At 52.5% G+C, this 23,442-nt stretch carries 21 protein-coding genes; 14 read left to right on the top strand and 7 right to left on the bottom strand.

The features are described 5' to 3' along the window. Nucleotides 1-52 precede the first annotated feature (52 nt). Complete coding sequence (iraM, locus tag ABLU78_RS11305) at nucleotides 53-412, top strand: anti-adapter protein IraM (protein WP_015704054.1); 360 nt, start codon at nucleotides 53-55, stop codon at nucleotides 410-412. 67 nt (nucleotides 413-479) lie between these two features. Here iraM and ABLU78_RS11300 read toward each other — a convergent pair whose 3' ends face one another. Beyond that, nucleotides 480-761 (bottom strand): YjcB family protein, encoded by a 282-nt coding sequence (locus ABLU78_RS11300; RefSeq protein WP_015704055.1) that lies wholly within the window; start codon nucleotides 759-761, stop codon nucleotides 480-482. A 551-nt stretch (nucleotides 762-1,312) separates the two neighbouring features. Here ABLU78_RS11300 and ABLU78_RS11295 point away from each other — a divergent pair. Continuing rightward, on the top strand, nucleotides 1,313-2,917 hold the full coding sequence (locus tag ABLU78_RS11295; protein WP_048229776.1) for an EAL domain-containing protein: 1,605 nt from the start codon (nucleotides 1,313-1,315) through the stop codon (nucleotides 2,915-2,917). On the opposite strand, the gene soxS is transcribed toward ABLU78_RS11295, so the two are convergent. Continuing rightward, on the bottom strand, nucleotides 2,902-3,231 hold the full coding sequence (gene soxS / locus ABLU78_RS11290) for a superoxide response transcriptional regulator SoxS (RefSeq protein ID WP_015368734.1): 330 nt from the start codon (nucleotides 3,229-3,231) through the stop codon (nucleotides 2,902-2,904). The genes ABLU78_RS11295 and soxS overlap by 16 nt on opposite strands. Nucleotides 3,232-3,316: 85 nt before the next feature. Here soxS and soxR point away from each other — a divergent pair, with 85 nt between their 5' ends. The 4 genes from soxR (at nucleotide 3,317) to ABLU78_RS11270 (ending at nucleotide 8,234) form a co-directional block, all read left to right on the top strand. Further along, complete coding sequence (gene soxR / locus ABLU78_RS11285) at nucleotides 3,317-3,775, top strand: redox-sensitive transcriptional activator SoxR (protein WP_015368733.1); 459 nt, start codon at nucleotides 3,317-3,319, stop codon at nucleotides 3,773-3,775. Between the two features lie 274 nt (nucleotides 3,776-4,049). After that, nucleotides 4,050-4,718 (top strand): glutathione S-transferase, encoded by a 669-nt coding sequence (locus ABLU78_RS11280; RefSeq protein ID WP_015368732.1) that lies wholly within the window; start codon nucleotides 4,050-4,052, stop codon nucleotides 4,716-4,718. A 372-nt stretch (nucleotides 4,719-5,090) separates the two neighbouring features. Beyond that, nucleotides 5,091-6,440, top strand: a complete 1,350-nt coding sequence (locus ABLU78_RS11275) for an NCS2 family permease (RefSeq protein WP_015704058.1) — start codon at nucleotides 5,091-5,093, stop codon at nucleotides 6,438-6,440. Between the two features lie 147 nt (nucleotides 6,441-6,587). Then, nucleotides 6,588-8,234, top strand: a complete 1,647-nt coding sequence (locus tag ABLU78_RS11270) for a Na+/H+ antiporter (protein ID WP_015368729.1) — start codon at nucleotides 6,588-6,590, stop codon at nucleotides 8,232-8,234. Between the two features lie 330 nt (nucleotides 8,235-8,564). On the opposite strand, the gene ABLU78_RS11265 is transcribed toward ABLU78_RS11270, so the two are convergent. After that, nucleotides 8,565-9,446: a LysR family transcriptional regulator gene (locus tag ABLU78_RS11265; protein ID WP_015368728.1), complete on the bottom strand. Its 882-nt coding sequence runs from the start codon at nucleotides 9,444-9,446 to the stop codon at nucleotides 8,565-8,567. Between the two features lie 103 nt (nucleotides 9,447-9,549). Between ABLU78_RS11265 and ABLU78_RS11260 the strand changes: the two genes are divergently transcribed. The 7 genes from ABLU78_RS11260 (at nucleotide 9,550) to ABLU78_RS11230 (ending at nucleotide 16,643) form a co-directional block, all read left to right on the top strand. Next, nucleotides 9,550-9,960 carry a CidA/LrgA family protein gene (locus ABLU78_RS11260; RefSeq protein WP_015368727.1) on the top strand — a complete coding sequence of 137 codons (411 nt, stop codon included), beginning with the start codon at nucleotides 9,550-9,552 and terminating at the stop codon, nucleotides 9,958-9,960. Then, complete coding sequence (locus tag ABLU78_RS11255; protein WP_015704061.1) at nucleotides 9,953-10,642, top strand: LrgB family protein; 690 nt, start codon at nucleotides 9,953-9,955, stop codon at nucleotides 10,640-10,642. Before ABLU78_RS11260 ends, ABLU78_RS11255 begins: the two co-directional genes overlap by 8 nt. 438 nt (nucleotides 10,643-11,080) lie before the next feature. After that, complete coding sequence (locus ABLU78_RS11250; protein WP_162619017.1) at nucleotides 11,081-11,641, top strand: fimbrial protein; 561 nt, start codon at nucleotides 11,081-11,083, stop codon at nucleotides 11,639-11,641. Nucleotides 11,642-11,697: 56 nt separating this feature from the next. Beyond that, entirely contained in the window at nucleotides 11,698-12,387 is a 690-nt protein-coding gene (locus tag ABLU78_RS11245) for a fimbrial assembly chaperone (RefSeq protein ID WP_045412667.1), read from the top strand. Continuing rightward, nucleotides 12,341-14,926 (top strand): fimbria/pilus outer membrane usher protein, encoded by a 2,586-nt coding sequence (locus ABLU78_RS11240; protein ID WP_048229775.1) that lies wholly within the window; start codon nucleotides 12,341-12,343, stop codon nucleotides 14,924-14,926. The genes ABLU78_RS11245 and ABLU78_RS11240 overlap by 47 nt, the downstream gene beginning before the upstream one ends. Nucleotides 14,927-14,960: 34 nt before the next feature. Continuing rightward, nucleotides 14,961-15,530: a fimbrial protein gene (locus ABLU78_RS11235; protein WP_048229774.1), complete on the top strand. Its 570-nt coding sequence runs from the start codon at nucleotides 14,961-14,963 to the stop codon at nucleotides 15,528-15,530. 21 nt (nucleotides 15,531-15,551) lie between these two features. Continuing rightward, on the top strand, nucleotides 15,552-16,643 hold the full coding sequence (locus ABLU78_RS11230; protein ID WP_348820565.1) for a type 1 fimbrial protein: 1,092 nt from the start codon (nucleotides 15,552-15,554) through the stop codon (nucleotides 16,641-16,643). Nucleotides 16,644-16,684: 41 nt separating this feature from the next. Here the strand turns inward: ABLU78_RS11230 and actP are convergent, their stop codons facing one another. From actP to acs, 3 genes are all read right to left on the bottom strand, one after another. Further along, on the bottom strand, nucleotides 16,685-18,334 hold the full coding sequence (gene actP / locus ABLU78_RS11225; protein WP_015704067.1) for a cation/acetate symporter ActP: 1,650 nt from the start codon (nucleotides 18,332-18,334) through the stop codon (nucleotides 16,685-16,687). Then, complete coding sequence (locus ABLU78_RS11220; RefSeq protein ID WP_015704068.1) at nucleotides 18,331-18,645, bottom strand: DUF485 domain-containing protein; 315 nt, start codon at nucleotides 18,643-18,645, stop codon at nucleotides 18,331-18,333. Before ABLU78_RS11220 ends, actP begins: the two co-directional genes overlap by 4 nt. A 188-nt stretch (nucleotides 18,646-18,833) precedes the next feature. Further along, nucleotides 18,834-20,792, bottom strand: a complete 1,959-nt coding sequence (acs, locus tag ABLU78_RS11215; protein WP_032709622.1) for an acetate--CoA ligase — start codon at nucleotides 20,790-20,792, stop codon at nucleotides 18,834-18,836. A gap of 414 nt (nucleotides 20,793-21,206) precedes the next feature. Between acs and gltP the strand changes: the two genes are divergently transcribed. Next, the gene (gene gltP / locus ABLU78_RS11210; RefSeq protein ID WP_015368716.1) at nucleotides 21,207-22,517 is read left to right on the top strand and encodes a glutamate/aspartate:proton symporter GltP; all 1,311 of its coding nucleotides are present in this window, start codon (nucleotides 21,207-21,209) and stop codon (nucleotides 22,515-22,517) included. A 35-nt stretch (nucleotides 22,518-22,552) separates the two neighbouring features. On the opposite strand, the gene ABLU78_RS11205 is transcribed toward gltP, so the two are convergent. Then, the gene (locus ABLU78_RS11205; protein WP_026612428.1) at nucleotides 22,553-23,236 is read right to left on the bottom strand and encodes a tetratricopeptide repeat protein; all 684 of its coding nucleotides are present in this window, start codon (nucleotides 23,234-23,236) and stop codon (nucleotides 22,553-22,555) included. Nucleotides 23,237-23,442 lie beyond the last annotated feature (206 nt).

The following is a 23,442-nucleotide window of genomic DNA, read 5'->3' as shown; positions in this document are numbered from 1 at the left end:
GGAGTGCTATCACTAAATTCCCCGTCACAGATTTTACTTACAAGGATGGAAGATGAAATGGACTATTCTTAACACCCTTATCTGCCCGCATACCGGCGTTGCGTTCTCGTCAATATCGGGGCTGCGGTTTCTGAAGTTTATTATCTGGTATGAAGCCGATCTTTTATTGCTTCCCGGTGAAACAATGAAACTTTTTTCCTCTAAAGTTTTAATTAATGATCAATATCATTCATTAAAAATTTATAACATTACGCGTTATGACGATAAACAGTGGGAAACGTTAAGAGAGCGGCCAATCTGCCCGTACAATTTTGAAGCCGCGGAACCAGAATCTTGTCTTTATCAATCATATTGTGCAGTTAAGCGCTGCCCAAACGAGCGTCTACGGCCGCAGTTATGCGAACAATATTAGCCGGGGGCACGGGGAAGGCCCTCACTGTTGCTGAAAATAAAAAAGCTTCCCGTAGGAAGCTTTTTTATCAGGTCATCATCATTGGCCATTCTGGTGGCGTCTGACTCATGACTTCAACCATGACGTCTTTAATGTTGCCCCAGATTTTGGCGACATCCACCATGGTGATGCCTAACAAGCCAGTAGCAAACCAACAGGCGGCAGCGAGGCCCAGACAGCTACAAATAATCGCTAAACCGGCATAGTCGCTTTTACGTAATTGAATATTCAGCGAGCTGGCCAGGAACATCAATACTGCGCTCACCAGGGGCCAGCGCAAAAGAACGACACTGGTAGTAATGGAAGCCATTAACTTATCCTATCTCTCAATGAAAGTCGGGGGCCTTAGACAACCTGGCGCGATTATCAATTAATGAGACGCTCTGGCTATCTGGGGGCACTTCAGGGAGTGATGAAACGAAAGTTTTGTTTCATCAACTTGTGTGAACTATATCACATTTGCTGATTTATTCGCCAGACAAAAAATGACCTTTTTTGACACTTTAAAACCACAAAATAAATGTGGTTAATGTCGGGGGAATGTACGCCAGCTTGTCTGGCGTCTGTTTTTCGACGCTGCTAAGGGCTGGGCGTAGACTGCCGATAATTGTTCTACGGGTTTTGTTACTTATTACGAGTAATTGTACGGAGAAACCGAATTAGTAAGTGGCTAGTGTCTTAATTATTACGAGAATGTTTCTCGATCCATCTATAAGTAAGTATGATTCATCATTATTAGGTGTGAGGTTTTTACATAAACGTGTTCGTTGCTGAAATTCGCTGTTTTTTATAACAGTCGGTAATGCCTGGTTTTTGCCCTTATACCGTGATTGAGGCGTATCGCATGGATAAAAAGCGGAAATGAGTCGTAGCGCGCCGCATAAGGCGTTCAAAATATTCTTCATCATACTGGTGGTTGTGCTGCCGGTGGTGTTGGCGTTGTGGTTCGCGCAAATTAGAGCCCGGGAAGAAATCTCCGATAGATTGCAGTCGTTTTCGCAGCTGGCGTTGCAAAAAACGGAAATGGTCATTCATGAATCCGAGCAGGCGCGCGAAAAGGCCATGCAGTTTACAGGGGAATTGTGTTCCCCGCAGCATCAGCATTACATGTTGAATATTGTCCGCGGATTGCTGTATGTCGATGACTTGATTTACGCGAACGGTAACAAATTCATCTGTTCTACTGCAGTTCATCTCGAAGAGGGGTGGAGAATAGCCGCGGCGAATTACACCCGCCAGCCCGACGTCTCTATTTACTACTACCGCGATACGCCGTTTTATCCGGGCTATGATATGAATTATATGCAGCGCGGCCATTATGCCGTGGTGGTTAATCCTCTCTCTTATAGCTCGGTTATTTCCAGTGATAGAGACTTAGCCTACGGCGTCTTCGATACCAAAACGAACATGTTTTTCTCGGTGAGTAAAAACGTTGATGCCAGGGAACTACACCGCCTTATCCGCCACGAAGACGCTTTTTTTAATCAGGATGGCCGGGTTTATACCGTCGCTCATTCCTCGATTCGGCCGATTGCGGTCATCATGTCCACCTCGCGCGCCAGTTATTATGCCAGCCTGTACGATCAGGTCACCTTGACCCTGCCGTTAGGGATCATCTGCAGCATATTGATTCTGATGGTATGGTCGCGCAGCCGTCAGCAGTATCATTCACCGCGTAATAAGCTCTTGCGGGCGTTAAGCCACCGCCAGCTATGTCTGCATTATCAACCCATTATCGACATTAAGAATAATCGCTGCGTCGGCGCCGAGGCGCTGCTACGCTGGCCGGGATTTGATGGTCCGGTCATGAGTCCGGCGGAGTTTATTCCATTGGCGGAAAACTCAGGCATGATTGCTCAGGTCACAGATTACGTAGTTGACGAGTTGTTCAACGATCTTGGCGAATATTTGTCCCGACACCCGCAGCTCTATATCGCGATTAATCTTTCGGCCTCGGATTTCCACTCCGCGAGGTTGATTGCACAGATCACTGAGAAAGCGCGCAGCTATGCAGTTTGCGTGAAGCAAATCAAAATTGAAGTCACCGAAAGGGGGTTTATCGATGTGCCGAAAACCACGCCGGTGATCCAGGCTTTCCGCGAAGCGGGCTATGAGATAGCTATTGATGATTTCGGTACCGGTTATTCCAACCTGCACAATCTCTATTCGCTCAACGTCGATATTCTGAAGATTGATAAATCTTTTATCGATACGCTGACGACTAATAGCACCAGCCACCTGATTGCCGAGCATATCATCGACATGGCGCGTAGCCTGCGTTTAAAAACCATCGCTGAAGGGGTAGAAACGCTGGATCAGGTGGATTGGTTGCTTAAGCGCGGCGTGCAGTTTTGTCAGGGTTGGCATTTTGCCAGGGCAATGCCGCCACAGGAGTTTATCCAGTGGCTGGCGAAATCCCCGATCTTACTGCGTCCGCCGCACGACGGTCGTCAGGCGGAAATCTGATGACGGTAGTCGCTGGGAGTGCGATCGAACTCCCGGCGGAACACCCGTGAGAACGTCTGTTGCGAGACGTATCCCAAATCCATCGCAATATCAAAAATAGGGCGTTGCGTGGTCCTTAGCGCCTCAGCGGCGAGCAGTAGCCGGCGCTGGCGAATGTAATCACCCAGCGTTTGGTGGGTGACGGTACGGAACATCCGCTGTAGATACCATTTCGAGTATCCCGATTTTTTAGCGACTACATCAATGTTAAGTGGTTGATCGATATGTTCATCAATCCATTCAATAAGCGTTTGGATAATATCCTGATGGGACATAAAGCGGCCTCTCTCAATTCTCGATTCGTCGTTTTGTCTGCTGGCGAGTATAATTCCTCAAGTTAACTTGAGGTAAAGCGCTTTTATGGAAAAGAAACCAACCCGTATCAAAATGCTGCTCTCCCCTGGGGAAGTGGCGAAACGAACCGGCGTCGCCGTCTCGGCGCTGCACTTTTATGAAAGCAAAGGGCTTATCCGCAGCCAGCGCAACGCGGGCAATCAGCGGCGATATCGCCGCGATGTGCTGCGTGCGGTCGCTATCATCAAGATTGCGCAACGTATTGGTATTCCGCTGGCGACCATCGGCGAGGCATTCGGCGTCCTGCCGGAAGGGCATAATCTGAGCGCCAAAGAGTGGAAACAGCTGTCGTCGCAATGGCGGGAGGAGCTGGATCGGCGTATTCACACCCTGACCGCATTGCGCGACCAGCTCGACGGCTGCATCGGTTGCGGCTGTTTATCGCGCCGCGATTGTCCGTTACGCAACCCTGGAGATAAGTTGGGTGAAGAGGGGACCGGCGCACGCCTGCTGGAAGAGGATTAATGGTGATACCTGCAAAAAACTAAAGCGCCACAACAGGGCGCTTTAGTTGTTTTCCGGTCTTTGTCTTTCGCATTATCCCGCTGGCTCACGGGAGGGTTTCCCCCGACGTCGACTCCCCTCAGGTATTGCGCAATGTGTTGAAGGAGGTTCCGGATTGCGTCGACAATATAATTGTGGCACAGCCTGCTGATTTTGCCTGTTGACGTTGCCGAAATTTTTCCGTCATTGGCCGCCTGTTTCTATAGTTAATTTGAACGAACAACAGGAGAGCGCCATGTTGACGGTCCATCACCTCAACCAATCCCGCTCGCAGCGCGTGCTGTGGGCGTTGGAAGAACTGCAATTGTCCTATCAGGTAGTCTGCTACCAGCGTGAAAAAAACATGCAGGCGCCAGCGGAACTGAAAAAAATTCACCCGTTGGGTAAATCGCCGGTGCTTGAGGATCAGGGCGTGGTGCTGGCGGAGTCCGGCGCGATTCTGGAATATCTGCAGGAGACCTACGATAGCGCCCAGCAGCTCAGACCGCTGGGGCGGGAAGAGAAACTGCAATATCGCTTCTGGCTCCATTATGCCGAGGGATCGTTAATGCCTTTGTTGTTGATGAAGCTTATCTTCGCCAGCCTCGGCAAGCCGCCGGTGCCGCTTGGCATGCGCACGCTGGGCGGGGCGTTGGGCAAAGGGGTGCAAAAAGCGTGGCTGGACAAACAGCTGGCGACCCACGCGGCGTATATAGAACAGCATCTGGCCCGTCAGCCGTGGTTTGCCGGCAGTGCGTTGAGTATGGCGGATATCCAGATGAGCTTCCCGGTGATGGCGTTACTGGCGCGCGGCGGTGTTGGAGACTTGCCGCATACACGGCGCTGGCAGCAGCAGGTTGAGTCACGTCCGGCATGGATTAGCGCTATTGAGCGCGGCGGGCCGTTTACCCTACCTGGCGGTTAATGCGCCTGAAAGCGGATTAAAACATATAAAAATGTTAATGCTTTGCGCATTGACGATAACGTTTGCGCATCGTTTGTCTATTTCCTGAGCTTTGGCGGCGAAATTTGGCAAAATACGACAAACTTCAGTTGAAAAGGGCCGTCTAAAGACAGGATAATCGTTTGCCTTTTTACTTTGCTCGTTTTTTCCCCTGCCTACAGGGGGAGCAAAGACATTCCATATACCGCATTGTATGCGCGGAGTTAAACGTTTGCTTTTTCTCAGCCTCCCTCCTGGCGCCGGGAAACAGCACAAGGAGATGGCGTTTAACTGGCAGTGGACGGTCCATCACGCATACACGCGAACGATCAAAATTTTCAGGGGAAGTTTTCTATGTCTACGCCTTCAGCGCGTACCGGCGGTTCTTTAGACGCCTGGTTTAAAATTTCAGCTCGCGGCAGTTCCGTACGTCAGGAAATCGTTGCCGGGTTAACGACCTTCCTGGCGATGGTGTACTCGGTCATTGTGGTGCCGGGAATGCTGGGGAAAGCGGGTTTTCCGCCGGCAGCGGTGTTCGTGTCGACCTGCCTGGTGGCGGGCGTCGGTTCATTAGTCATGGGCCTGTGGGCCAACCTGCCGCTGGCTATCGGCTGCGCGATTTCGCTGACCGCGTTTACCGCTTTTAGCCTGGTGCTGGGGCAGCACATCAGCATTCCAGTAGCATTAGGCGCCGTTTTCCTGATGGGGGTGTTGTTCACCATTATCTCCGCTACCGGTATTCGTAGCTGGATCCTGCGCAACCTGCCGCAGGGTGTGGCGCACGGCACCGGCATCGGTATCGGCCTGTTCCTGCTGCTGATTGCCGCCAACGGCGTCGGCCTGGTGATTAAAAACCCGCTGGACGGCCTGCCGGTTGCGCTGGGCAACTTCGACAGTTTCCCGGTGATGATGTCGCTGATTGGCCTGGCGGTCATTATCGGTCTGGAAAAACTGAAAGTGCCGGGCGGCATTCTGCTGACCATCATTGGTATTTCCATTATCGGCCTGATTTTCGATCCGAACGTCCACTTCTCCGGGATTTTCGCCATGCCGTCGCTGAGCGATGACAAAGGCAATTCGCTTATTGGCAGCCTTGATATCATCGGCGCGCTGAACCCGGTGGTCTTACCAAGCGTACTGGCGCTGGTCATGACTGCAGTATTCGATGCTACCGGCACCATTCGCGCGGTTGCCGGCCAGGCTAATCTGCTGGATAAAGACGGGCAGATCATCAACGGCGGTAAAGCGCTGACTACCGACTCCCTGAGCAGCGTGTTCTCCGGCGTGGTGGGCGCGGCTCCTGCGGCGGTGTATATCGAATCGGCGGCCGGTACGGCGGCGGGCGGTAAAACCGGCCTGACGGCCGTCACCGTTGGCGTGCTGTTCCTGCTGATCCTGTTCCTTTCTCCGCTCTCCTATCTGGTGCCGGCCTACGCGACCGCGCCAGCGCTGATGTACGTTGGCCTGCTGATGCTGAGCAACGTGGCGAAAATCGACTTCAATGACTTCGTTGATGCGATGGCGGGGCTGATTACCGCGGTGTTCATCGTGCTGACCTGCAACATCGTGACCGGCATCATGATCGGTTTCGCATCGCTGGTGATTGGCCGCGTGGTATCCGGCGAGTGGCGTAAACTCAATGCGGGCACCGTGATCATCGCGGCGGCGCTGGTTATCTTCTATGCCGGCGGCTGGGCGATTTAACTTTTCCTGCTAACGACGGGCGGCTTTGGCCGCCCGTTTAATTTTTAAGCCACATCCTGTTTCCTTTTGCGTTAATCTGAGTAGCGTATCATTTCGAGACATGACGCCTCAGATGTAAAAAAAGAAAACGCAGCAAACAGGGAACACATGGAAATATTCTTCACCATACTCATTATGACCCTTGTGGTCTCACTCTCCGGGGTGGTTACACGCGTACTGCCCTTTCAGGTTCCACTACCGTTAATGCAAATCGCCATCGGCGCGCTGTTAGCCTGGCCGACCTTTGGTTTGCACGTCGAGTTCGACCCTGAACTCTTCCTCGTTCTGTTTATTCCGCCGCTGCTATTTGCCGATGGCTGGAAAACGCCGACCCGCGAATTTATCGAGCACGGGCGGGAAATCTTCGGCCTGGCGCTGGCGCTGGTGGTGGTTACCGTGGTTGGTATCGGCTTCCTGATTTACTGGATTGTGCCGGGGATCCCGCTGGTTCCGGCGTTCGCCCTGGCGGCGGTGCTGTCGCCGACCGATGCCGTGGCGCTGTCCGGTATTGTTGGCGAAGGGCGGATACCGAAGAAAATCATGGGCATCCTGCAGGGCGAAGCGCTGATGAACGACGCCTCTGGCCTGGTGTCGTTAAAATTTGCCGTTGCCGTGGCGATGGGGACGATGGTGTTCACCATTGGCGGCGCAACCGTTGAGTTCCTGAAGGTGGCGATTGGCGGCATCCTGGCCGGTTTTGTGGTCAGCTGGTTGTATGGCCGCTCAATGCGTTTCCTCAGCCGCTGGGGCGGCGATGAACCGGCAACGCAAATTGTGCTGCTGTTCCTGCTGCCGTTCGCTTCCTACCTGATTGCCGAACATATCGGTTTCTCCGGAATCCTGGCGGCGGTGGCCGCGGGTATGACCATCACCCGTTCCGGGGTGATGCGTACCGCGCCGCTGGCTATGCGCCTGCGCGCCAACAGTACCTGGGCCATGCTGGAGTTCGTGTTTAACGGCATGGTGTTCCTGCTGTTGGGCCTGCAGCTGCCGGATATCCTGTCGAGCTCGCTGGTGGCGGCGGAAGCCGATCCGAACGTTGAAACCTGGATGCTGTTCACCGATATCGTGCTGATTTACGCCGCGCTGATGCTGGTGCGTTTCGGCTGGCTGTGGACGATGCGTAAGCTTAGCCAGCGCTTCCTGAAGAAGAAACCGATGGAGTTTGGCTCCTGGACCACCCGCGAGCTGCTGATCTCCTCCGTCGCCGGGGTGCGCGGGGCGATTACCCTCGCCGGTGTGCTATCGATTCCGCTACTGCTGCCGGACGGCAACGTCTTCCCGGCGCGTTACGAGCTTATTTTCCTTGCCGCCGGGGTGATTCTTTTCTCCCTGTTTGTCGGGGTGATCGCGTTGCCGATTCTGCTGCGGCGTATTGAGTCCACCGACCACGTACAGCAGCGCAAAGAAGAGCGTCTGGCGCGCGCCGCGACGGCGGATGTGGCGATTGTCGCGATTCAGAAAATGGAAGAACGCCTGGCGGCGGATACCAAAGAGAATATCGACAACCAGCTGCTGACCGAGGTGAGTTCGCGTGTCATCGGTAATTTGCGTCGCCGCGTAGATGGGCGTAACGATGTCGAAACCTCGATGCTGGAAGAGAGCCTTGAGCGCCGTTTCCGTCTGGCGGCGCTGCGTTCGGAACGTGGTGAGCTGTACCACCTGCGCGCGACGCGGCAAATCAGCAACGAGACGTTGCAGAAACTGCTGCACGATCTCGACCTGTTAGAAGCGCTGTTAATCGAAGATCAGTAACCTTCGCCCCGGTAAGCGCGACGCTTATCGGGGCTACTCGCGGTGCCGTTTTTTGTCGGGTAGCGGCTAACGCCTTACCCGACCTTCGGTCCTACGGTCCGTGCGGCCTGCCTTTAATTTATTCACTATGCTGGCTGAAACTGCCGGTACCAATGGCCTCAAAATCCCCCGATGGCGCTGCCGCTTACCGGGGCTACAGTGCTGTGCGATTTGGTAGCCCGGAGAAGGCGCAATGCGCCGCCTCCGGGAAAAATCCTTAAAAAGTTGCCAACCGATAACAGTATCGACAGTCTATATGTAGCCCCGGTAAGCGTTAGCGCGACCGGGGAGTTACTCCAGCCAAAACGACTTACTGCACTCCAGCCACGCCTGGGCGCTGCGCGACATATACACTCCTTCCCGCCAGATCATCCCTAATTCCCAACGTAATTCGCTCTCCAGCGGGATCCAGTAAAAATCCTCGGCATCCAGCCGCTGGCAAATCGGCTCCGGCAAAATCGCCACGCCAATGCCTGCCTGCACCATCGCCGCCAGAAAATCCCACTGGCCGCTGCGCACGGCGATACGCGGCTTCACGTCATGCTCAGCAAACAGGCGCATCAGTTGCTGGCTGAGGGCGAAATCTTCGTTGTAGATAACCAACGGATGCTGCGCCAGCTTTTGCGGCGAGATCGAGGTGATACCCTGCCACTGCGCCGTCTTCGGTACGAGGACGCAGAGCGGATGGCTAAAGAGCGACAGCGTGGTCAGAGCGCTGGCCTCATCGACCGGTAGCGCGGTCATCGCCAGATCGAGTTCGCCGTTGCTAACCGCCTGCTGCACCGTCAACCCGCCGAACTCGGAAATTTTCAGCTCCACGCCGGGATAACGCAGGCGAAAGCGGCTGATGGGCTCGGCCATCAACATGCCGACCATCGGCGGGATCCCCAGGCGCAGCACGCCTTTATTTAGATGGTTGATGTCGCTGAGCTCGGCTTTTAACTGGCTGAATTCGCCGAGTATCGCCTGCCCGCGTTCGAACACTACCCGGCCGGTATCGGTTAATAACAGCTTACGGCCATCACGGATAAGCAGGGTGCAATTGAGCTCGTCTTCCAGATTTTTGAGCATCTTGCTGATGGTGGGCTGCGTGACGAAGAGCTTCTCCGCCGCGCGGGTAAAGCTTTGCTGGCGGACGACTTCGACAAAATACCGCAACGTACGTATATCCATGATTATTCCCTGAGACTATACCTGTGATGATTTTAATTCATTTCTGTCCGCAAGGGCGGCTCTCTATACTGCACCCCTGACTTATTTTTAGGGAATTCCGCTCATGGCCTTCGCGCCAGCACGTGTTGCGCCTTTCGTGATGCAACGTCTTCAGGTACCGGTTCAGGTACTGCTCTATGCCGGGTTGTTTGTCTGCGCTGAATATCTGGTTAATTGGCTACATCTCCCGCTTCCTGCCAATCTTGTCGGCATGTTGATGCTGCTGATGCTTATTGTCTGCCGGGTGATACCGCTAAACTGGGTGCGTGCAGGCGCGCGCTGGCTACTGGCGGAGATGCTGCTGTTTTTCGTCCCGGCGGTGGTTGCCGTCGTTAACTATGCGCAACTGCTGATGATAGACGGCTGGCGCATCTTCCTCGTCATCGGGCTAAGCACCACCATGGTACTGGGCGCCACGGCCTGGGTAGTGGATAAGGTCTATCGCTACGAAGTGAGCAGGTTGAAAGATGAGTGATTTTACCCTGAGCGTGTTGTGCCTGGCGGTCACCCTCGGGCTCTATTTCGCCAATAAACGCCTCTATCGCCGCTTCCACAAACTGCCGTTGATGCCGCTGGTGCTCACACCGGTACTGTTGGTGCTGATCCTCGTCTTTGGTCATATTTCCTACCAGAGCTATATGGGCGAGTCGCACTGGCTATTGTGGTTATTGGGGCCGGCCACCATCGCCTTCGCCGTACCGGTCTATGACAACATGGCGATTATTAAGCGTCACTGGATGTCGTTGACCGCCGGTGTCGTGACGGCTTCGGTGGTGGCGGTGACCACTTCCGTCTGGCTCGCGCGTCTGTTCACCCTGTCTGATGAAATTCAGCGTAGCCTGGCGGTACGCTCGGTGACCACGCCGTTTGCGCTGGCGGCAGCAAAACCGCTCGGCGGCCAGCCGGATCTGGTGGCGTTGTTTGTGGTGGTTACCGGAGTCTTTGGCATGGCGATTGGCGACGTGCTGTTCTTACGCCTGTCGATCAGCGCCGGAATGGCGAAAGGGGCAGGGTTCGGCGCGGCGTCGCACGGCGCCGGTACTGCCCGCTCCTACGAACTGGGCCAGCAGGAGGGTGTGGTCGCCAGCCTGGTAATGATGCTCTCCGGCGTGGTAATGGTTCTGGCGGCGCCGCTAGTACGCTGGGCAATATTTTAATATTCAGCAGTTTTACCTCAAAGTGCAGCAGGTAAGGCTGCTGATATTAGAATGATTTAAGAAACTACGTATATATAAGACGTTTGGCTTAATTGATATTTAAAGTGTTTAGGCTTTATTCCGAATCCATCAAAATACATTAACTTTCTTTATGGCTGAAGGTGTATCTAATTGGTTGATGTTTATGGTTTTATATTGTGTGATGACAGATGATGAATCTCAGCTAATAAGTGATGTTAGCTCTTCTTATTGAAAAATATTTTCTGCACGATATTCTTTTTACGTGGGCTATTATTATTGAATGGATTCAATGAGTGACCACGTGATCAAATAAATTGCTCTTATCATTATTGGCATAGCAAATTTGTAATGCGAATATTGAATTCCATTCTCTAATAAACCTGCATGAAGCAATTGACGGATTGATTGTCATTTACAATGGATATGGGAATTCATATGAAAATTAGTAAGAAATATGCGTTAAGCGCGCTGGCAATTTCTGCCTCCTGCATGCTGTCGACTTTTACACAAGCTGCATCGAATACTATCACTTTCAACGGTACCGTTTCTGATACCACCTGTACCGCAACAATTGATGGTGGAGTGACATCTATCGAAATGGGTACCACTTCAGTGGCGGACTTGAAAGCGAATACCTTTGGTGCGGCGAAGAATTTTTCATTTTCACTCGCTAACTGTCCTGCTACTGAAGAAGGGGGCAACGCTGTCGCCCGCATCACCTTCGGTGGCGAGGCAGATGCTGCGAACAGTGATTACTTCAAAAACCAGGCCACGAGTTCTGCTGCTTCCGGCGTTGCGGTCGCCATTTTTGATAACGAGGGTAATCTGCTGAAAAATAACGAAGAAGGTGCCGATGTCGATATTTCATCCGGGGCAGCGACTATTCCCTTTACTGTGAAAATGGTCAAGTCAGGCGCTTCTGATCCTACGAAAGGTACGGTAAATACGACAGTGACCTATAACGTGACTTACTATTAATTTATTTTATACGGAGAAAGGGGAGCTGGGTGTAGATTCCCCTTTATTAGGGATATATGAGAAATTGTTTATTCTTTATTAGCTTATTGCTAACTTTTTCGAATGCACAAGCGAGCGTGGTGGTGGGCGCGACTCGTGTGATATTTGATGGCGCCAAAGAGAGTACGGTGGTTGGTGTTGATAATAAAGATAATACTACTAATATTGTTCAGTCCTGGCTTTCTGTCGTTGATACGTCATCGCCAGTAAAAGACGCTTTTATTATTACACCACCGCTATTTCGATTAAATTCGGGAGAGAAAGGATTTGTCCGGATCGTGCGCTCAGGGAAACCATTGCCAACAGATCGCGAGTCTATGCTCTGGTTAAATGTTAAAGGCATACCCGCGATGGACAATGTGCCAGATAAAAATACGGTGCAGTTTGCCATTAACTCTAAAATTAAACTTATTTATCGTCCAAAAGAACTACAGGGCCAAATACCAGAAAACTATGCGGATAAATTACAATGGCGCCGCGATAGCAATTTTTATAGTGTTATAAATTATTCACCATTGTATATGAACTTCTCACAAATAAAGATTAGTGGTCAGAATATATCTGGAATATGGTTCGTTGCACCATTTTCTACGTTAAAAATACCGGCAAAAGCTGTTTTATCCTCTGCGGGAAGTAAAGAAATCACATGGAGCGTGATTAATGATTATGGCATGGCAGGGAAAAAATATTCCGCAATCATACAGTAGCATTGCTCTGTTTCAGACTCCGGGGTATATCGGAGTAGCATTTCTGCTATACGTTACTACCCTAAGTTCTGGCGCGCAAGCCGGAGAATACTTCAACCCTCATTTACTGGAAGTGACTGAAAGTAGTGCTACCGCTGTGGATTTATCCTGGTTATCTCAGGATACGATTCCTCCCGGCAGTTATAATCTGGATATTTATATTAATGATAAATATATATCTTCCGAGGTTGTTGAATTTAAAAAAAACACGGATAACCAGCAGATAAAGGTTCAACCCTGCATTGGCGTTGAGCTGTTAAGATCATGGTCGATTAATACCGAGCGTTATCCGCAGTTAGCGGATATGGCAACGCATTGTGCCCGTCTGTCTGTTATTCCTGGTCTTGAATACTCCGTATCGTTATCGCAGCAGCGCCTCACACTTTCCGTGCCGCAGGCGGCGTTGCTTAATCGCCCTGGAGACTATGTTCCGGAAGAACAGTGGCAGCAAGGAATAAACGCGGGTTTGCTTAACTACAGTTTGTCGGGGCAATGGAATACACCGCGGCACGGCGGTAGCGCCACCGAAAGTCAGTTTGCGAGTTTGCAGCCTGGCATAAATCTGGGGCCGTGGCGTCTTCGCAACTATAGCACGTTTGATCATGGCGATGACGGCAGCCACTGGCAATCGGTGTATAGCTATCTTGCTCGCGATATTCATACCTTGAGAAGCCAATTCGTTCTGGGTAATACGTATACCTCATCAGGTATATATGACAGTATGAATTTTACTGGTCTGCAACTAAGCTCTGATAAGGAAATGCTGCCGGACAGTCTGCATGGTTTCGCGCCAACGATTAAAGGTATCGCGCGTACTACCGCTGAGGTCACCGTTTATCAGAATGGTTACAGTATCTATAAAACAACGGTTGCCCCCGGGGCCTTCGAGATTAAGGATCTTTATTCAACGGGGAGCGCAGGCGATCTCAACGTTAATATTAAAGAGTCCGATGGTAGTGAGCAAAATTTTATCGTGCCTTATGCGTCGCTTGCCATTTTGCAGCGAGAGGGACAGTTGGACTATGCCTTTAGTAGCGGAAAAACGCGCGCGACCAGTTCTGGCGATAAAGAATATAATTTTATCCAGTCGACAGCGGCATACGGCGTTTCAAGCAATATTACGTTATATGCTGGATTGCAACAGGCTGAAGATAAATATACTAATATATTAATGGGTTCTGGTTTTAACTTAGGCAGTATTGGCGCGTTGTCGTTTGACGCTTCTCAGTCATTGGCAGATATTAAACAAAACGAAAACCGTTCTACGTTATCGCAAAAAAAAGGACAATCTTTACGTCTGCGCTTTAGTAAGAGCTTTATACGGACGGGAACTAATTTTTCGGTTGCGGGTTATCGCTATTCTACCGCGGGATATTACTCCTTTCAGGATTTTATCGATAATGCCTCAAATGACCGCGATTGTTGTACCTTAAATGGTCGGAAAAAAGGGCGCTTTGATGCCTCAATATCGCAATCACTATTTGGACACGGTTCTCTGTCGCTGTCTTTAGTCAATGAAACCTACTGGGATAGTTCGCGAATGGAGTCTCTGGGTATTGGCTATAGCGGGTCTGTGGGAAAAGTCTCGTATTTTATTAATTACTCATATAACCGAAACGTGCAAAGTAGCGAAAATAGTACCGAGACTAAACCTGACAGCGATACCCTTGTGTCTTTAACGCTGTCTCTGCCGCTCGGCGAGAGTCTCTCATCTAACTACAGCATGAGTTCTGGCCGTACCAGCGACACTACCCACAGCGTAGGACTGAACGGCATGATGCTGGCGGATCGATCGCTTAACTGGAATATTCAGCAAGGTTATAACGCCAGTAATAAAAGCACTTCCGGAAATATTGGCGTGGATTATCAGAGTTCCAGAGGAGATATTTCCGGCGGTTACGGCTATGACCATTATAGCAACCATTATAACTATTCATTACGCGGTGGCATGATCGCCCACGCCGGTGGACTCACGCTTTCCCGATTCCTCGGCGAGAGTTCCGCCCTGATTGCCACGCCCGGTGTGGGTGATGTGGCGGTACGCGGACAAACCAATGTCACTACCGATTCCACAGGTTACGCAATTGTGCCATATATTCGGCCGTACCATATTAATAACCTGTCATTGGATGAACAGCAGATTGCAGGTGCGGAGATCGATAATGTGGTGAAAAACGTGGTACCGACGCGCAACGCGATAGTAAGAGTGCAATACGATACTTATATTGGAGCGAAAGCGATGGTCACTTTAAAGACGCGGACCGGCGTCGCGCCGTTCGGCGCCATTGTGACTTTAGAAAAACAGCCGCAACGGCGCCAGGATATTCGCAGCAATATTGTTGGTGATGACGGGCAGGTTTATATGACAGGGCTTCAGCAAAAAGGAACCATGCTGGTGAAATGGGGTGAGGGAGACAATGAACAATGCCGCGCAAACTATGATTTGACGGGTAGAGAAAAAAGCCAGGAGATTATTTTTTATCAAACACTGTGTCATTAATTTATGCAATTGCTCAAAGCAATGGGGTTTTATAATGGGTGATGTGAAAAATATTGGCGGTATCTTGATCTGTTTATTAGGTTATTTAATTTGTGGGTTGTTTGTTATTTCGCCACCAGTTTTCGCCTATGAGGATTCAAGTACGCTCAATTTTAATGTTTCCGGAAACATTGAGGAGCCATCCTGTAACGTTGAAATAAAACCCTCTATCACCATTGATCTAGGCACGGTGTCGTATCAAACGCTTACCGGCAAAGCGGGTTCTAGTGGGGAAAGCACGCCGGTTAAGCTTGAGTTTAGTAACTGCTCCGCGGGAATCTCTACGGTCACCTTATCCTTCAGTGGCTCCTATTTTGATGATGCCCATGCTTCAATTTATAAAAACTATCAAACCGGTAGTGATGGGGCCAGCGGTGTCGGAATGCAACTGCTTAGCCAGGCGGATAACCAGCCATTAGGGCCGAACGATCGGTATGTTTATACGTTTGATGATAGTGCTGGCTCTCATATATTTAACATGATCGCCAGAATGTATTCACCCTACGGAAAAATTAGTGCTGGCATTGTGGGATTTACCGCGACCTTTGATGTCACCTATAAATAACTATTACATGCAGGAGGATGCATGAAAAAATTTATCTGGCTAGCTCTGTTCCTGTTTACTGAGTTTAGCTGGGGGTGTGGCGGGGCAAATTACGGTGATATATCCATGACTAATTTACCTGAGAAGATTTTAGTTAGTGCCGGGAATTACTCAGCCGGAACAGTATTATATGACTCAGGAAAAATAACTCATTCGTCAACCGCTCTAACTAATTGTGAAGGAGATATCTACGCTCTCTTTCAGTGGGCCTCAAATAATGCAGGTAGTTTACTCGGGGATAATATCTATACCACCTCGTTACAAGGCGTTGGATTGAGAGTCAAAGTCTGGCTAAACATTACCGGGGAATATGACGGCGATAGTGGTGATTTCAGTAGTGACTATCAGACGCATTTTATTGGTGATGCTAATTACTATCTTGGTAAACCTTCCGGGCTACTGGATTATTATGCTTCAACCAGTTATTCACCCGCTTACCAGCTGCAGTTAGTGGCGACAGGCGGTCCAATAGCGACAAATAGTAAACTGTCTTTGACCGATCCGAACGCTACGGTTTCTGCGAAAGATAGCACAGGCACTATCGTGATTTCGCAACTGCATATTAGCGGCACCACCACGATTCAACTGACCCCGATGGGCTGTGTAACCAATAGCTCGGGGCTGAACTTCGAGATGGGTACGGTCAGCGCTTCGGCGTTTAATTCAGCGACGAAAGTGGGCTCAGCTCGGCAGTCGGTCACGCTCTCCTGCGAACCGGGCACTAACGTCTCGATGCGGGTGACGGCGGCACAAGCGGGCGGTGATAATCCTGATAACACGGTGATGGCGCTGACAGCAGATAGCAATGTCGCCACCGGTGTTGGCGTCCAGCTCAATCTGAATGGCGAGGCGCTACCGTTGAATACGGATATCAGTTTGTATTCTTCAAGCCGCACGACGGTGACCAATAGCGACGCGGATGCCGGTTATACCGTCTTTACCAACCCTGATAGCCCCGGCGGAGCTACCGCTTTGCAGACATTATCGTTTTCCGCCAACTATTATAAGACGGGGGCTGAGGTGACGGCGGGGCCGGCAAATGCGAGCGGGGTGATAACCTTTACCTATAACTAAAACACAGCCTCTTCCTCAAGGCGAGGAAGAGGCTGATACACTTAGTGCGCCTGACCGCGTTCGATACCGATACCGGTTTGCGAACGGATAAACTGAGCGCGGAACTGCTCGCGCTCGCGCATCCCTTCGGCGGAGTTATCGGTAATCGAGAACAGCCAGATGCCGATGAAAGCGATGGCGATGGAGAACAGCGCCGGGTATTCATACGGGAAGACCGCTTTCTCGTGACCAAGGATCTGCACCCAAATGGTCGGGCCGAGGATCATTAAAATCACCGCAGTGAGCAGGCCGAGCCAGCCGCCGATCATCGCGCCGCGGGTGGTCAGCTTCGACCAGTACATCGACAGCAGGATAATCGGGAAGTTACAGCTGGCGGCGATAGAGAACGCCAGGCCGACCATGAAGGCGATATTCTGGTTTTCGAACAAAATACCCAGCAGAATCGCCACCACGCCCAGGATCAGCACGGTAATTTTCGACACTTTCAGCTCTTCACGTTCGGTCGCCCCTTTCTTGAACACGTTGGCATACAGGTCATGAGAGACCGCCGATGCCCCCGCCAGCGTCAGCCCGGCGACTACCGCCAGGATCGTGGCGAAAGCCACCGCCGAGATAAAGCCAAGGAACAGATTACCGCCGACGGCATCCGCCAGATGCACCGCCGCCATATTATTGCCGCCGATAAGCTGACCGGCGGCGTCTTTAAACGCCGGATTCGCTCCCACCAGCATGATGGCACCGAAGCCGATGATAAAGGTAAGAATATAAAAGTAGCCCATGAAACCGGTGGCGTAGAACACGCTCTTACGCGCTTCTTTGGCGTCGCTCACGGTGAAGAAACGCATCAGAATATGCGGCAGACCCGCGGTACCGAACATCAGGCCGAGACCGAGCGATAGCGCCGAGATGGGGTCTTTCACCAGCCCGCCGGGGCTCATGATCGCCGCCCCTTTCGGATGCACCGCCATCGCTTCGGCGAACAGATTATTGAAGCTGAAGCCGACGTGCTTCATCACCATAAAGGCCATAAAGCTGGCGCCGAACAGCAGCAGGACCGCTTTGATAATCTGCACCCAGGTGGTGGCAAGCATGCCGCCGAACAGTACGTACAGCACCATCAGCACGCCGACCAGCACCACCGCAACGTGGTAGTTGAGGCCGAACAGCAACTGGATGAGCTTACCGGCGCCAACCATCTGCGCAATCAGATACAGCGCCACCACCACCAGCGAACCGCAGGCGGAGAGGGTGCGGATCGGCCCCTGCTTCAGGCGGTAAGACGCTACGTCGGCAAAGGTGTAACGGCCGAGGTTACGCAGGCGTTCGGCGATCAGAAACAGAATAATCGGCCAGCCGACGAGGAAGCCGAGCGAATAGATCAGTCCATCGTAGCCGGAGGTGTAGACCAGCGCCGAAATGCCGAGGAACGAGGCCGCGGACATAAAGTCGCCGGAAATCGCCAGCCCGTTCTGGAAGCCGGTAATATTGCCGCCAGCGGTGTAGTAATCGCTGCGCGAACGTACGCGTTTTGACGCCCAGTAAGTGATGTACAGCGTCAGGGCGACGAAAATCACGAACATGATAATCGCCTGCCAGTTGGTCGGCTGACGCTGCACCGCGCCGGTAATGGCATCGGCGGCGTTAGCGGCGAAAGGGAGCGTGGCGGCAAGCGCCGTCAGGACTTTTTTCATGATGCTTGCACCTCGCTGATCACGCTTTTGGTCAACTTGTCGTATTCGCCGTTTGCCCGCCAGACGTAAATCCCGGTCAGGACGAAGGACACAATAATGACGCCGATACCAATAGGGATGCCGCGGGTCACGCTGGTGCCTTCATGCAGAGGCGTCCCCAGCCAGCCGGGCGCGAAGGCGATAAGCAAAATAAAGCCTACGTAAATGACCAACATAATGACTGACAGAATGGCGGCAAACCGTTGCCGTGATGCAACTAACTCCCTGAAATGCGCACTATTTTCTATCCGCTGACAAATTTGTTCATTCATCTTCGCGTCTCCAGAGGTAACCCTTATGTCATCCATCGGCTATCCGTCGGCAACAGTGACTCGCCCGACGCTATTGCGTCGAGTCGTCGCTGATTTACCGCTTTCCTGCTGAATAGAATCCTTGGGGGGAGTTTATGTTTTTAACCTCTCCCTCCTAAGAGGGAGAGGGGGTAGGGAATAGGTTAAGGTTATGACGGCATCGCAATGGCCTGCTTCTCTTCGAGCAGTTTGTCCACTACGCCCGGATCGGCCAGCGTCGAGGTATCCCCGAGATTACTGGTATCACCAGCAGCAATCTTACGCAGAATACGGCGCATGATTTTGCCGGAGCGGGTTTTCGGCAACGAGTCAGTCCAGTGCAGTACATCCGGCGTCGCCAGCGGGCCAATCTCTTTGCGTACCCAGTTACGTACTTCGGCATACAGCTCCGGCGTCGGCTCTTCGCCGTGATTCAGCGTCACGTAGGCGTAGATGGCCTGGCCTTTGATGTTATGCGGAATACCGACCACCGCCGCTTCGGCGATTTTCGGATGCGAAACCAGCGCGGATTCAATTTCCGCGGTGCCCAGACGGTGGCCGGAGACGTTCAGTACGTCATCGACGCGACCGGTGATCCAGTAGTAACCATCTTCGTCGCGACGGGCGCCGTCGCCGCTAAAGTACATATTTTTAAAGGTTGAGAAGTAGGTCTGCTCGAAGCGTTCATGATCGCCAAACAGGGTACGCGCCTGGCCAGGCCAGGAGTCGGCGATCGCCAGGTTGCCCTCGGTCGCGCCTTCCAGCGGCGTCCCTTCGTTGTCCACCAGTACCGGCTGGACGCCGAAGAATGGACGCGTGGCGGAACCGGCCTTCAGTTCGGTGGCGCCCGGCAGCGGGGTGATCATGAAGCCGCCGGTTTCGGTCTGCCACCAGGTGTCCATCACCGGGCATTTTTCGTTGCCGATCTTCTTCCAGTACCACTCCCAGGCTTCCGGGTTAATCGGCTCGCCGACCGAGCCAAGGATGCGCAGTGAGGAACGATCGGTACCTTCGATAGCTTTGTCGCCCTCCGCCATCAGCGCGCGGATCGCCGTCGGCGCGGTGTACAGAATATTGACCTGATGTTTATCCACTACCTGGCACATGCGCGCCGGGGTCGGCCAGTTTGGCACGCCTTCAAACATCAGCGTGGTGGCGCCGCAGGCCAGCGGGCCGTACAGCAGGTAGCTGTGACCGGTGACCCAGCCCACATCGGCGGTGCACCAGTAGATATCGCCCGGATGATAATCAAAGACGTATTTGAAGGTAGTCGCCGCATACACCAGGTAGCCGCCGGTAGTGTGCAGCACGCCTTTCGGCTTGCCGGTCGAGCCGGAGGTATAGAGGATGAACAGCGGGTCTTCGGCGTTCATTTCCACCGCTTCATGTTGGTCATCCGCTTTTTCAATCAGATCGCTCCACCACAGGTCGCGACCTTCCTGCCAGTCGATTTTGCCGCCGGTGCGTTTGAGGACCACCACATGCTCGATGCTGGTGACGTGCGGGTTTTTCAGCGCATCATCGACGTTTTTCTTCAGCGGGATGGCGCGACCGGCGCGTAACCCCTCGTCAGAGGTGATCACCAGGCGAGCGCTGGAGTCGATAATGCGTCCGGCAACCGCTTCCGGCGAAAAGCCGCCGAAGATAACCGAATGGATAGCGCCGATGCGCGCGCAGGCCAGCATGGCCACGGCGGCTTCCGGCACCATCGGCATATAGATTGCAACGACATCGCCTTTTTTAATGCCCAGATCGAGCAATACGTTGGCAAAACGGCAAACATCGCGATGAAGCTGGCGATAAGTGATATTTTTGCTCTGGCTGGCGTCGTCGCCTTCCCAGATGATAGCGGTCTGGTCGCCGCGCTCGTGCAGATGACGGTCGAGACAGTTGGCCGCGAGGTTCAGGGTGCCATCTTCATACCATTTGATGGAGATGTTTCCCGGCGCGAAAGAGGTATTTTTCACCTGTGTGTAAGGTTTGATCCAATCGAGGATTTTACCCTGCTCGCCCCAGAAGGCATCTGGGTTGCTGATGGATTGTTGGTAGTTCACCTGGTACTGTTGCGGATTCATCAGGCAATGTTCCGCAATCTCTGCGGGAATAGGGTGTTTATGTATTTGGCTCATGGCTTTTTTTCTCCTTTAACTTGTTAAATATATGTCAAATAACCGTTAAGAATAGGGGCTTTATGAGCTTTGTTTACTATTTGGGGGGCAGATCACGCATTGATTAAACTGAATGAAATTCAACCAAATGAAACTTTGAAGTGAAATAATTCATTTGCTGTATTTATAGAAACTGAATGTGTTAAATATTTTTTATAACAAATACTTATGCAATGTAATGCGCTGAAATGAGCGGATTTATGCAGAAAACCAGAGGAAAGCGCTGTTCTTAAAGGCTTGCGCAGCATGCCGTGCAAATGATACTGATATTGCGCGTTAAATAACCCCATAAAGCAACGCAACACAATTCATACCCCTTTCAGTGGGTGCCATTACCTCCCGGAATGGTGCCTTTCATTGAGGAAGTCAGTAGTGATGAAAAAAACAAAAGTCAGCCTGGCCTGGCAGATTTTGCTAGCCCTGGTGCTTGGCATACTTCTGGGCAGCTACCTGCATTACCACGCCGAAAGCCGTGATTGGTTAATCTCTAACCTCCTGACCCCGGCAGGCGATATCTTTATCCACCTGATCAAAATGATTGTCGTCCCGATTGTCATCTCGACGCTGGTGGTGGGCATTGCGGGTGTAGGCGACGCCAAGCAACTGGGCCGCATCGGCGCTAAGACCATCATCTATTTTGAAGTGATCACCACGGTGGCGATTGTGCTGGGGATCACCCTGGCGAACGTCTTCCAACCGGGCAGCGGCATTGATATGTCGCAGCTGGCGGCGGTCGATATCTCGAAATATCAGAACACCACCGCAGAGGTGCAGAGCCACGCTCATGGCCTGATGGGGACTATCCTGTCGCTGGTGCCGACCAATATCGTCGCCTCGATGGCGAAAGGCGATATGCTGCCGATTATCTTCTTCTCGGTGCTGTTCGGTCTGGGCCTCTCTTCATTGCCGGCGACCCATCGCGAACCGCTGGTCACCGTTTTCCGTTCTATCTCTGAAACCATGTTCAAAGTGACGCACATGGTAATGCGCTATGCGCCGGTCGGGGTCTTTGCCCTGATCTCGGTGACCGTCGCCACCTTCGGCTTCGCTTCGCTGTGGCCGCTGGCTAAGCTGGTTATCCTGGTTTACTTCGCGATTCTGTTCTTCGCGCTGGTGGTGCTGGGTATCGTGGCGCGGGTATGCGGGCTGAGCATCTGGATCCTGATTCGTATCCTTAAAGACGAGCTGATTCTGGCCTACTCAACGGCGAGCTCCGAGAGCGTGCTGCCGCGTATCATTGAGAAAATGGAAGCCTACGGCGCGCCGGCCTCAATCACCAGTTTCGTGGTGCCGACCGGCTACTCCTTTAACCTCGATGGTTCGACGCTATATCAGAGCATCGCGGCGATCTTCATCGCCCAACTGTACGGTATCGACCTTTCCCTGTGGCAGGAAATCACTCTCGTGCTGACGCTGATGGTGACCTCGAAAGGCATCGCGGGTGTACCGGGCGTCTCCTTCGTGGTGCTGCTGGCGACCCTGGGTAGCGTGGGGATCCCGCTGGAAGGGCTGGCGTTTATTGCCGGCGTCGACCGTATCCTCGATATGGCGCGTACCGCGCTGAACGTGGTCGGCAACGCGCTGGCGGTGCTGGTTATCGCCAAGTGGGAACATAAGTTTGATCGCAAGAAAGCGCTGGCGTATGAACGCGAAGTGCTGGGCAAGTTTGATAAAACCGCCCAATAAGATGTCAGAGCCCGGCCATTCGCGCCGGGCTTTTTTTAGCCTTTGGTTATCCTGTCGAACTCTTCACATCCGGTATCAAACCCCTCCTGACAGCTGACGTTAAGCCAGTGCAGCGCTTTTTGCGGGTTTGGTTCGATAAAACCTTTCTCTCCCTGCTGGAACATCATCCCTGCCCAGTATTCGGCATAGCCGGTGCGTGAAAGCGCCGAGCTGCCTTTGAAGTATTGCGCGGCCTTGAGGTCATCTTCCGGCGGCAGCACGCCGCTGGCGTAGATAAGCCCCAGCAGCATCTGCGCATCGACGGCTGAGTCGCTCTCTTCATCTTTGGCCGCATCCTGCAGCAGCCTGATGGCGTGCGCATAATCGGTAGGGCCTGCCTGCTGATTGACCAGTACGCGGGCGAGGATAATCTCGCCGGCCTTGCTGCCGGCCTGCACGGATTTTTCCGCTAGCTGTCGGGCCTGTTGATAGTCGGCCTGCTGCGGGTTACGGATTTTAAGCTGAGCCAGCAGCGCCATCGCGTCGCCATCGCCCTGCGCCGCCGCTTTCTGCGCCCAGTATTCAGCCTGTTGATAGTTGCCGGAGCTAACCCAGGTGTCCGCCAGATAAAACTGCGCGCGTGGGTCGCCAGCTTCGGCCTGTTGTTGGTATTGGCTGCCCGGATCCGCAGCGTCTGCGGCGAAGCTTGTCAGCGCCAGCAGTAAATAGAGGTATTTCATTTTTTTATTATCAGTAAGGGAGACCCCCGCAGTATAAAGGGCGGCGGAAAAGAAGAAAATGGCGGGAATTAGCGGGGTGAATACCCGGATAGCGGCGCATAGCGCCTTATCCGGGCTACGGTTCGGTAGTCGGTCGGTAGCCCCGGTAAGCGTAAGCGCCACCGGGGGAGGGTTCCCGGATAGCGGCGCATAGCGCCTTATCCGGG

This window comes from Klebsiella sp. JN_Kp122 (genome assembly GCF_040062085.1).
GTDB classification, from domain to species: Bacteria; Pseudomonadota; Gammaproteobacteria; order Enterobacterales; family Enterobacteriaceae; genus Klebsiella; species Klebsiella aerogenes.
This window is presented reverse-complemented; position numbering and strand designations above follow the sequence as displayed.

Coding starts and splice junctions, on each gene's coding strand:
- ABLU78_RS11300 (WP_015704055.1), bottom strand. CDS start 761: ATGGCTTCCATTACTACCAGTGTCGTTCTTTTGCGCTGGCCCCTGGTG.
- actP (WP_015704067.1), bottom strand. CDS start 18,334: ATGAAAAAAGTCCTGACGGCGCTTGCCGCCACGCTCCCTTTCGCCGCT.
- ABLU78_RS11275 (WP_015704058.1), top strand. CDS start 5,091: ATGTCTACGCCTTCAGCGCGTACCGGCGGTTCTTTAGACGCCTGGTTT.
- ABLU78_RS11250 (WP_162619017.1), top strand. CDS start 11,081: ATGGATATGGGAATTCATATGAAAATTAGTAAGAAATATGCGTTAAGC.
- ABLU78_RS11260 (WP_015368727.1), top strand. CDS start 9,550: ATGGCCTTCGCGCCAGCACGTGTTGCGCCTTTCGTGATGCAACGTCTT.
- ABLU78_RS11295 (WP_048229776.1), top strand. CDS start 1,313: ATGAGTCGTAGCGCGCCGCATAAGGCGTTCAAAATATTCTTCATCATA.
- soxS (WP_015368734.1), bottom strand. CDS start 3,231: ATGTCCCATCAGGATATTATCCAAACGCTTATTGAATGGATTGATGAA.
- gltP (WP_015368716.1), top strand. CDS start 21,207: ATGAAAAAAACAAAAGTCAGCCTGGCCTGGCAGATTTTGCTAGCCCTG.
- acs (WP_032709622.1), bottom strand. CDS start 20,792: ATGAGCCAAATACATAAACACCCTATTCCCGCAGAGATTGCGGAACAT.
- ABLU78_RS11245 (WP_045412667.1), top strand. CDS start 11,698: ATGAGAAATTGTTTATTCTTTATTAGCTTATTGCTAACTTTTTCGAAT.
- ABLU78_RS11255 (WP_015704061.1), top strand. CDS start 9,953: ATGAGTGATTTTACCCTGAGCGTGTTGTGCCTGGCGGTCACCCTCGGG.
- ABLU78_RS11240 (WP_048229775.1), top strand. CDS start 12,341: ATGATTATGGCATGGCAGGGAAAAAATATTCCGCAATCATACAGTAGC.
- ABLU78_RS11220 (WP_015704068.1), bottom strand. CDS start 18,645: ATGAATGAACAAATTTGTCAGCGGATAGAAAATAGTGCGCATTTCAGG.
- ABLU78_RS11205 (WP_026612428.1), bottom strand. CDS start 23,236: ATGAAATACCTCTATTTACTGCTGGCGCTGACAAGCTTCGCCGCAGAC.
- ABLU78_RS11235 (WP_048229774.1), top strand. CDS start 14,961: ATGGGTGATGTGAAAAATATTGGCGGTATCTTGATCTGTTTATTAGGT.
- iraM (WP_015704054.1), top strand. CDS start 53: ATGAAATGGACTATTCTTAACACCCTTATCTGCCCGCATACCGGCGTT.
- ABLU78_RS11265 (WP_015368728.1), bottom strand. CDS start 9,446: ATGGATATACGTACGTTGCGGTATTTTGTCGAAGTCGTCCGCCAGCAA.
- ABLU78_RS11230 (WP_348820565.1), top strand. CDS start 15,552: ATGAAAAAATTTATCTGGCTAGCTCTGTTCCTGTTTACTGAGTTTAGC.
- ABLU78_RS11270 (WP_015368729.1), top strand. CDS start 6,588: ATGGAAATATTCTTCACCATACTCATTATGACCCTTGTGGTCTCACTC.
- ABLU78_RS11280 (WP_015368732.1), top strand. CDS start 4,050: ATGTTGACGGTCCATCACCTCAACCAATCCCGCTCGCAGCGCGTGCTG.
- soxR (WP_015368733.1), top strand. CDS start 3,317: ATGGAAAAGAAACCAACCCGTATCAAAATGCTGCTCTCCCCTGGGGAA.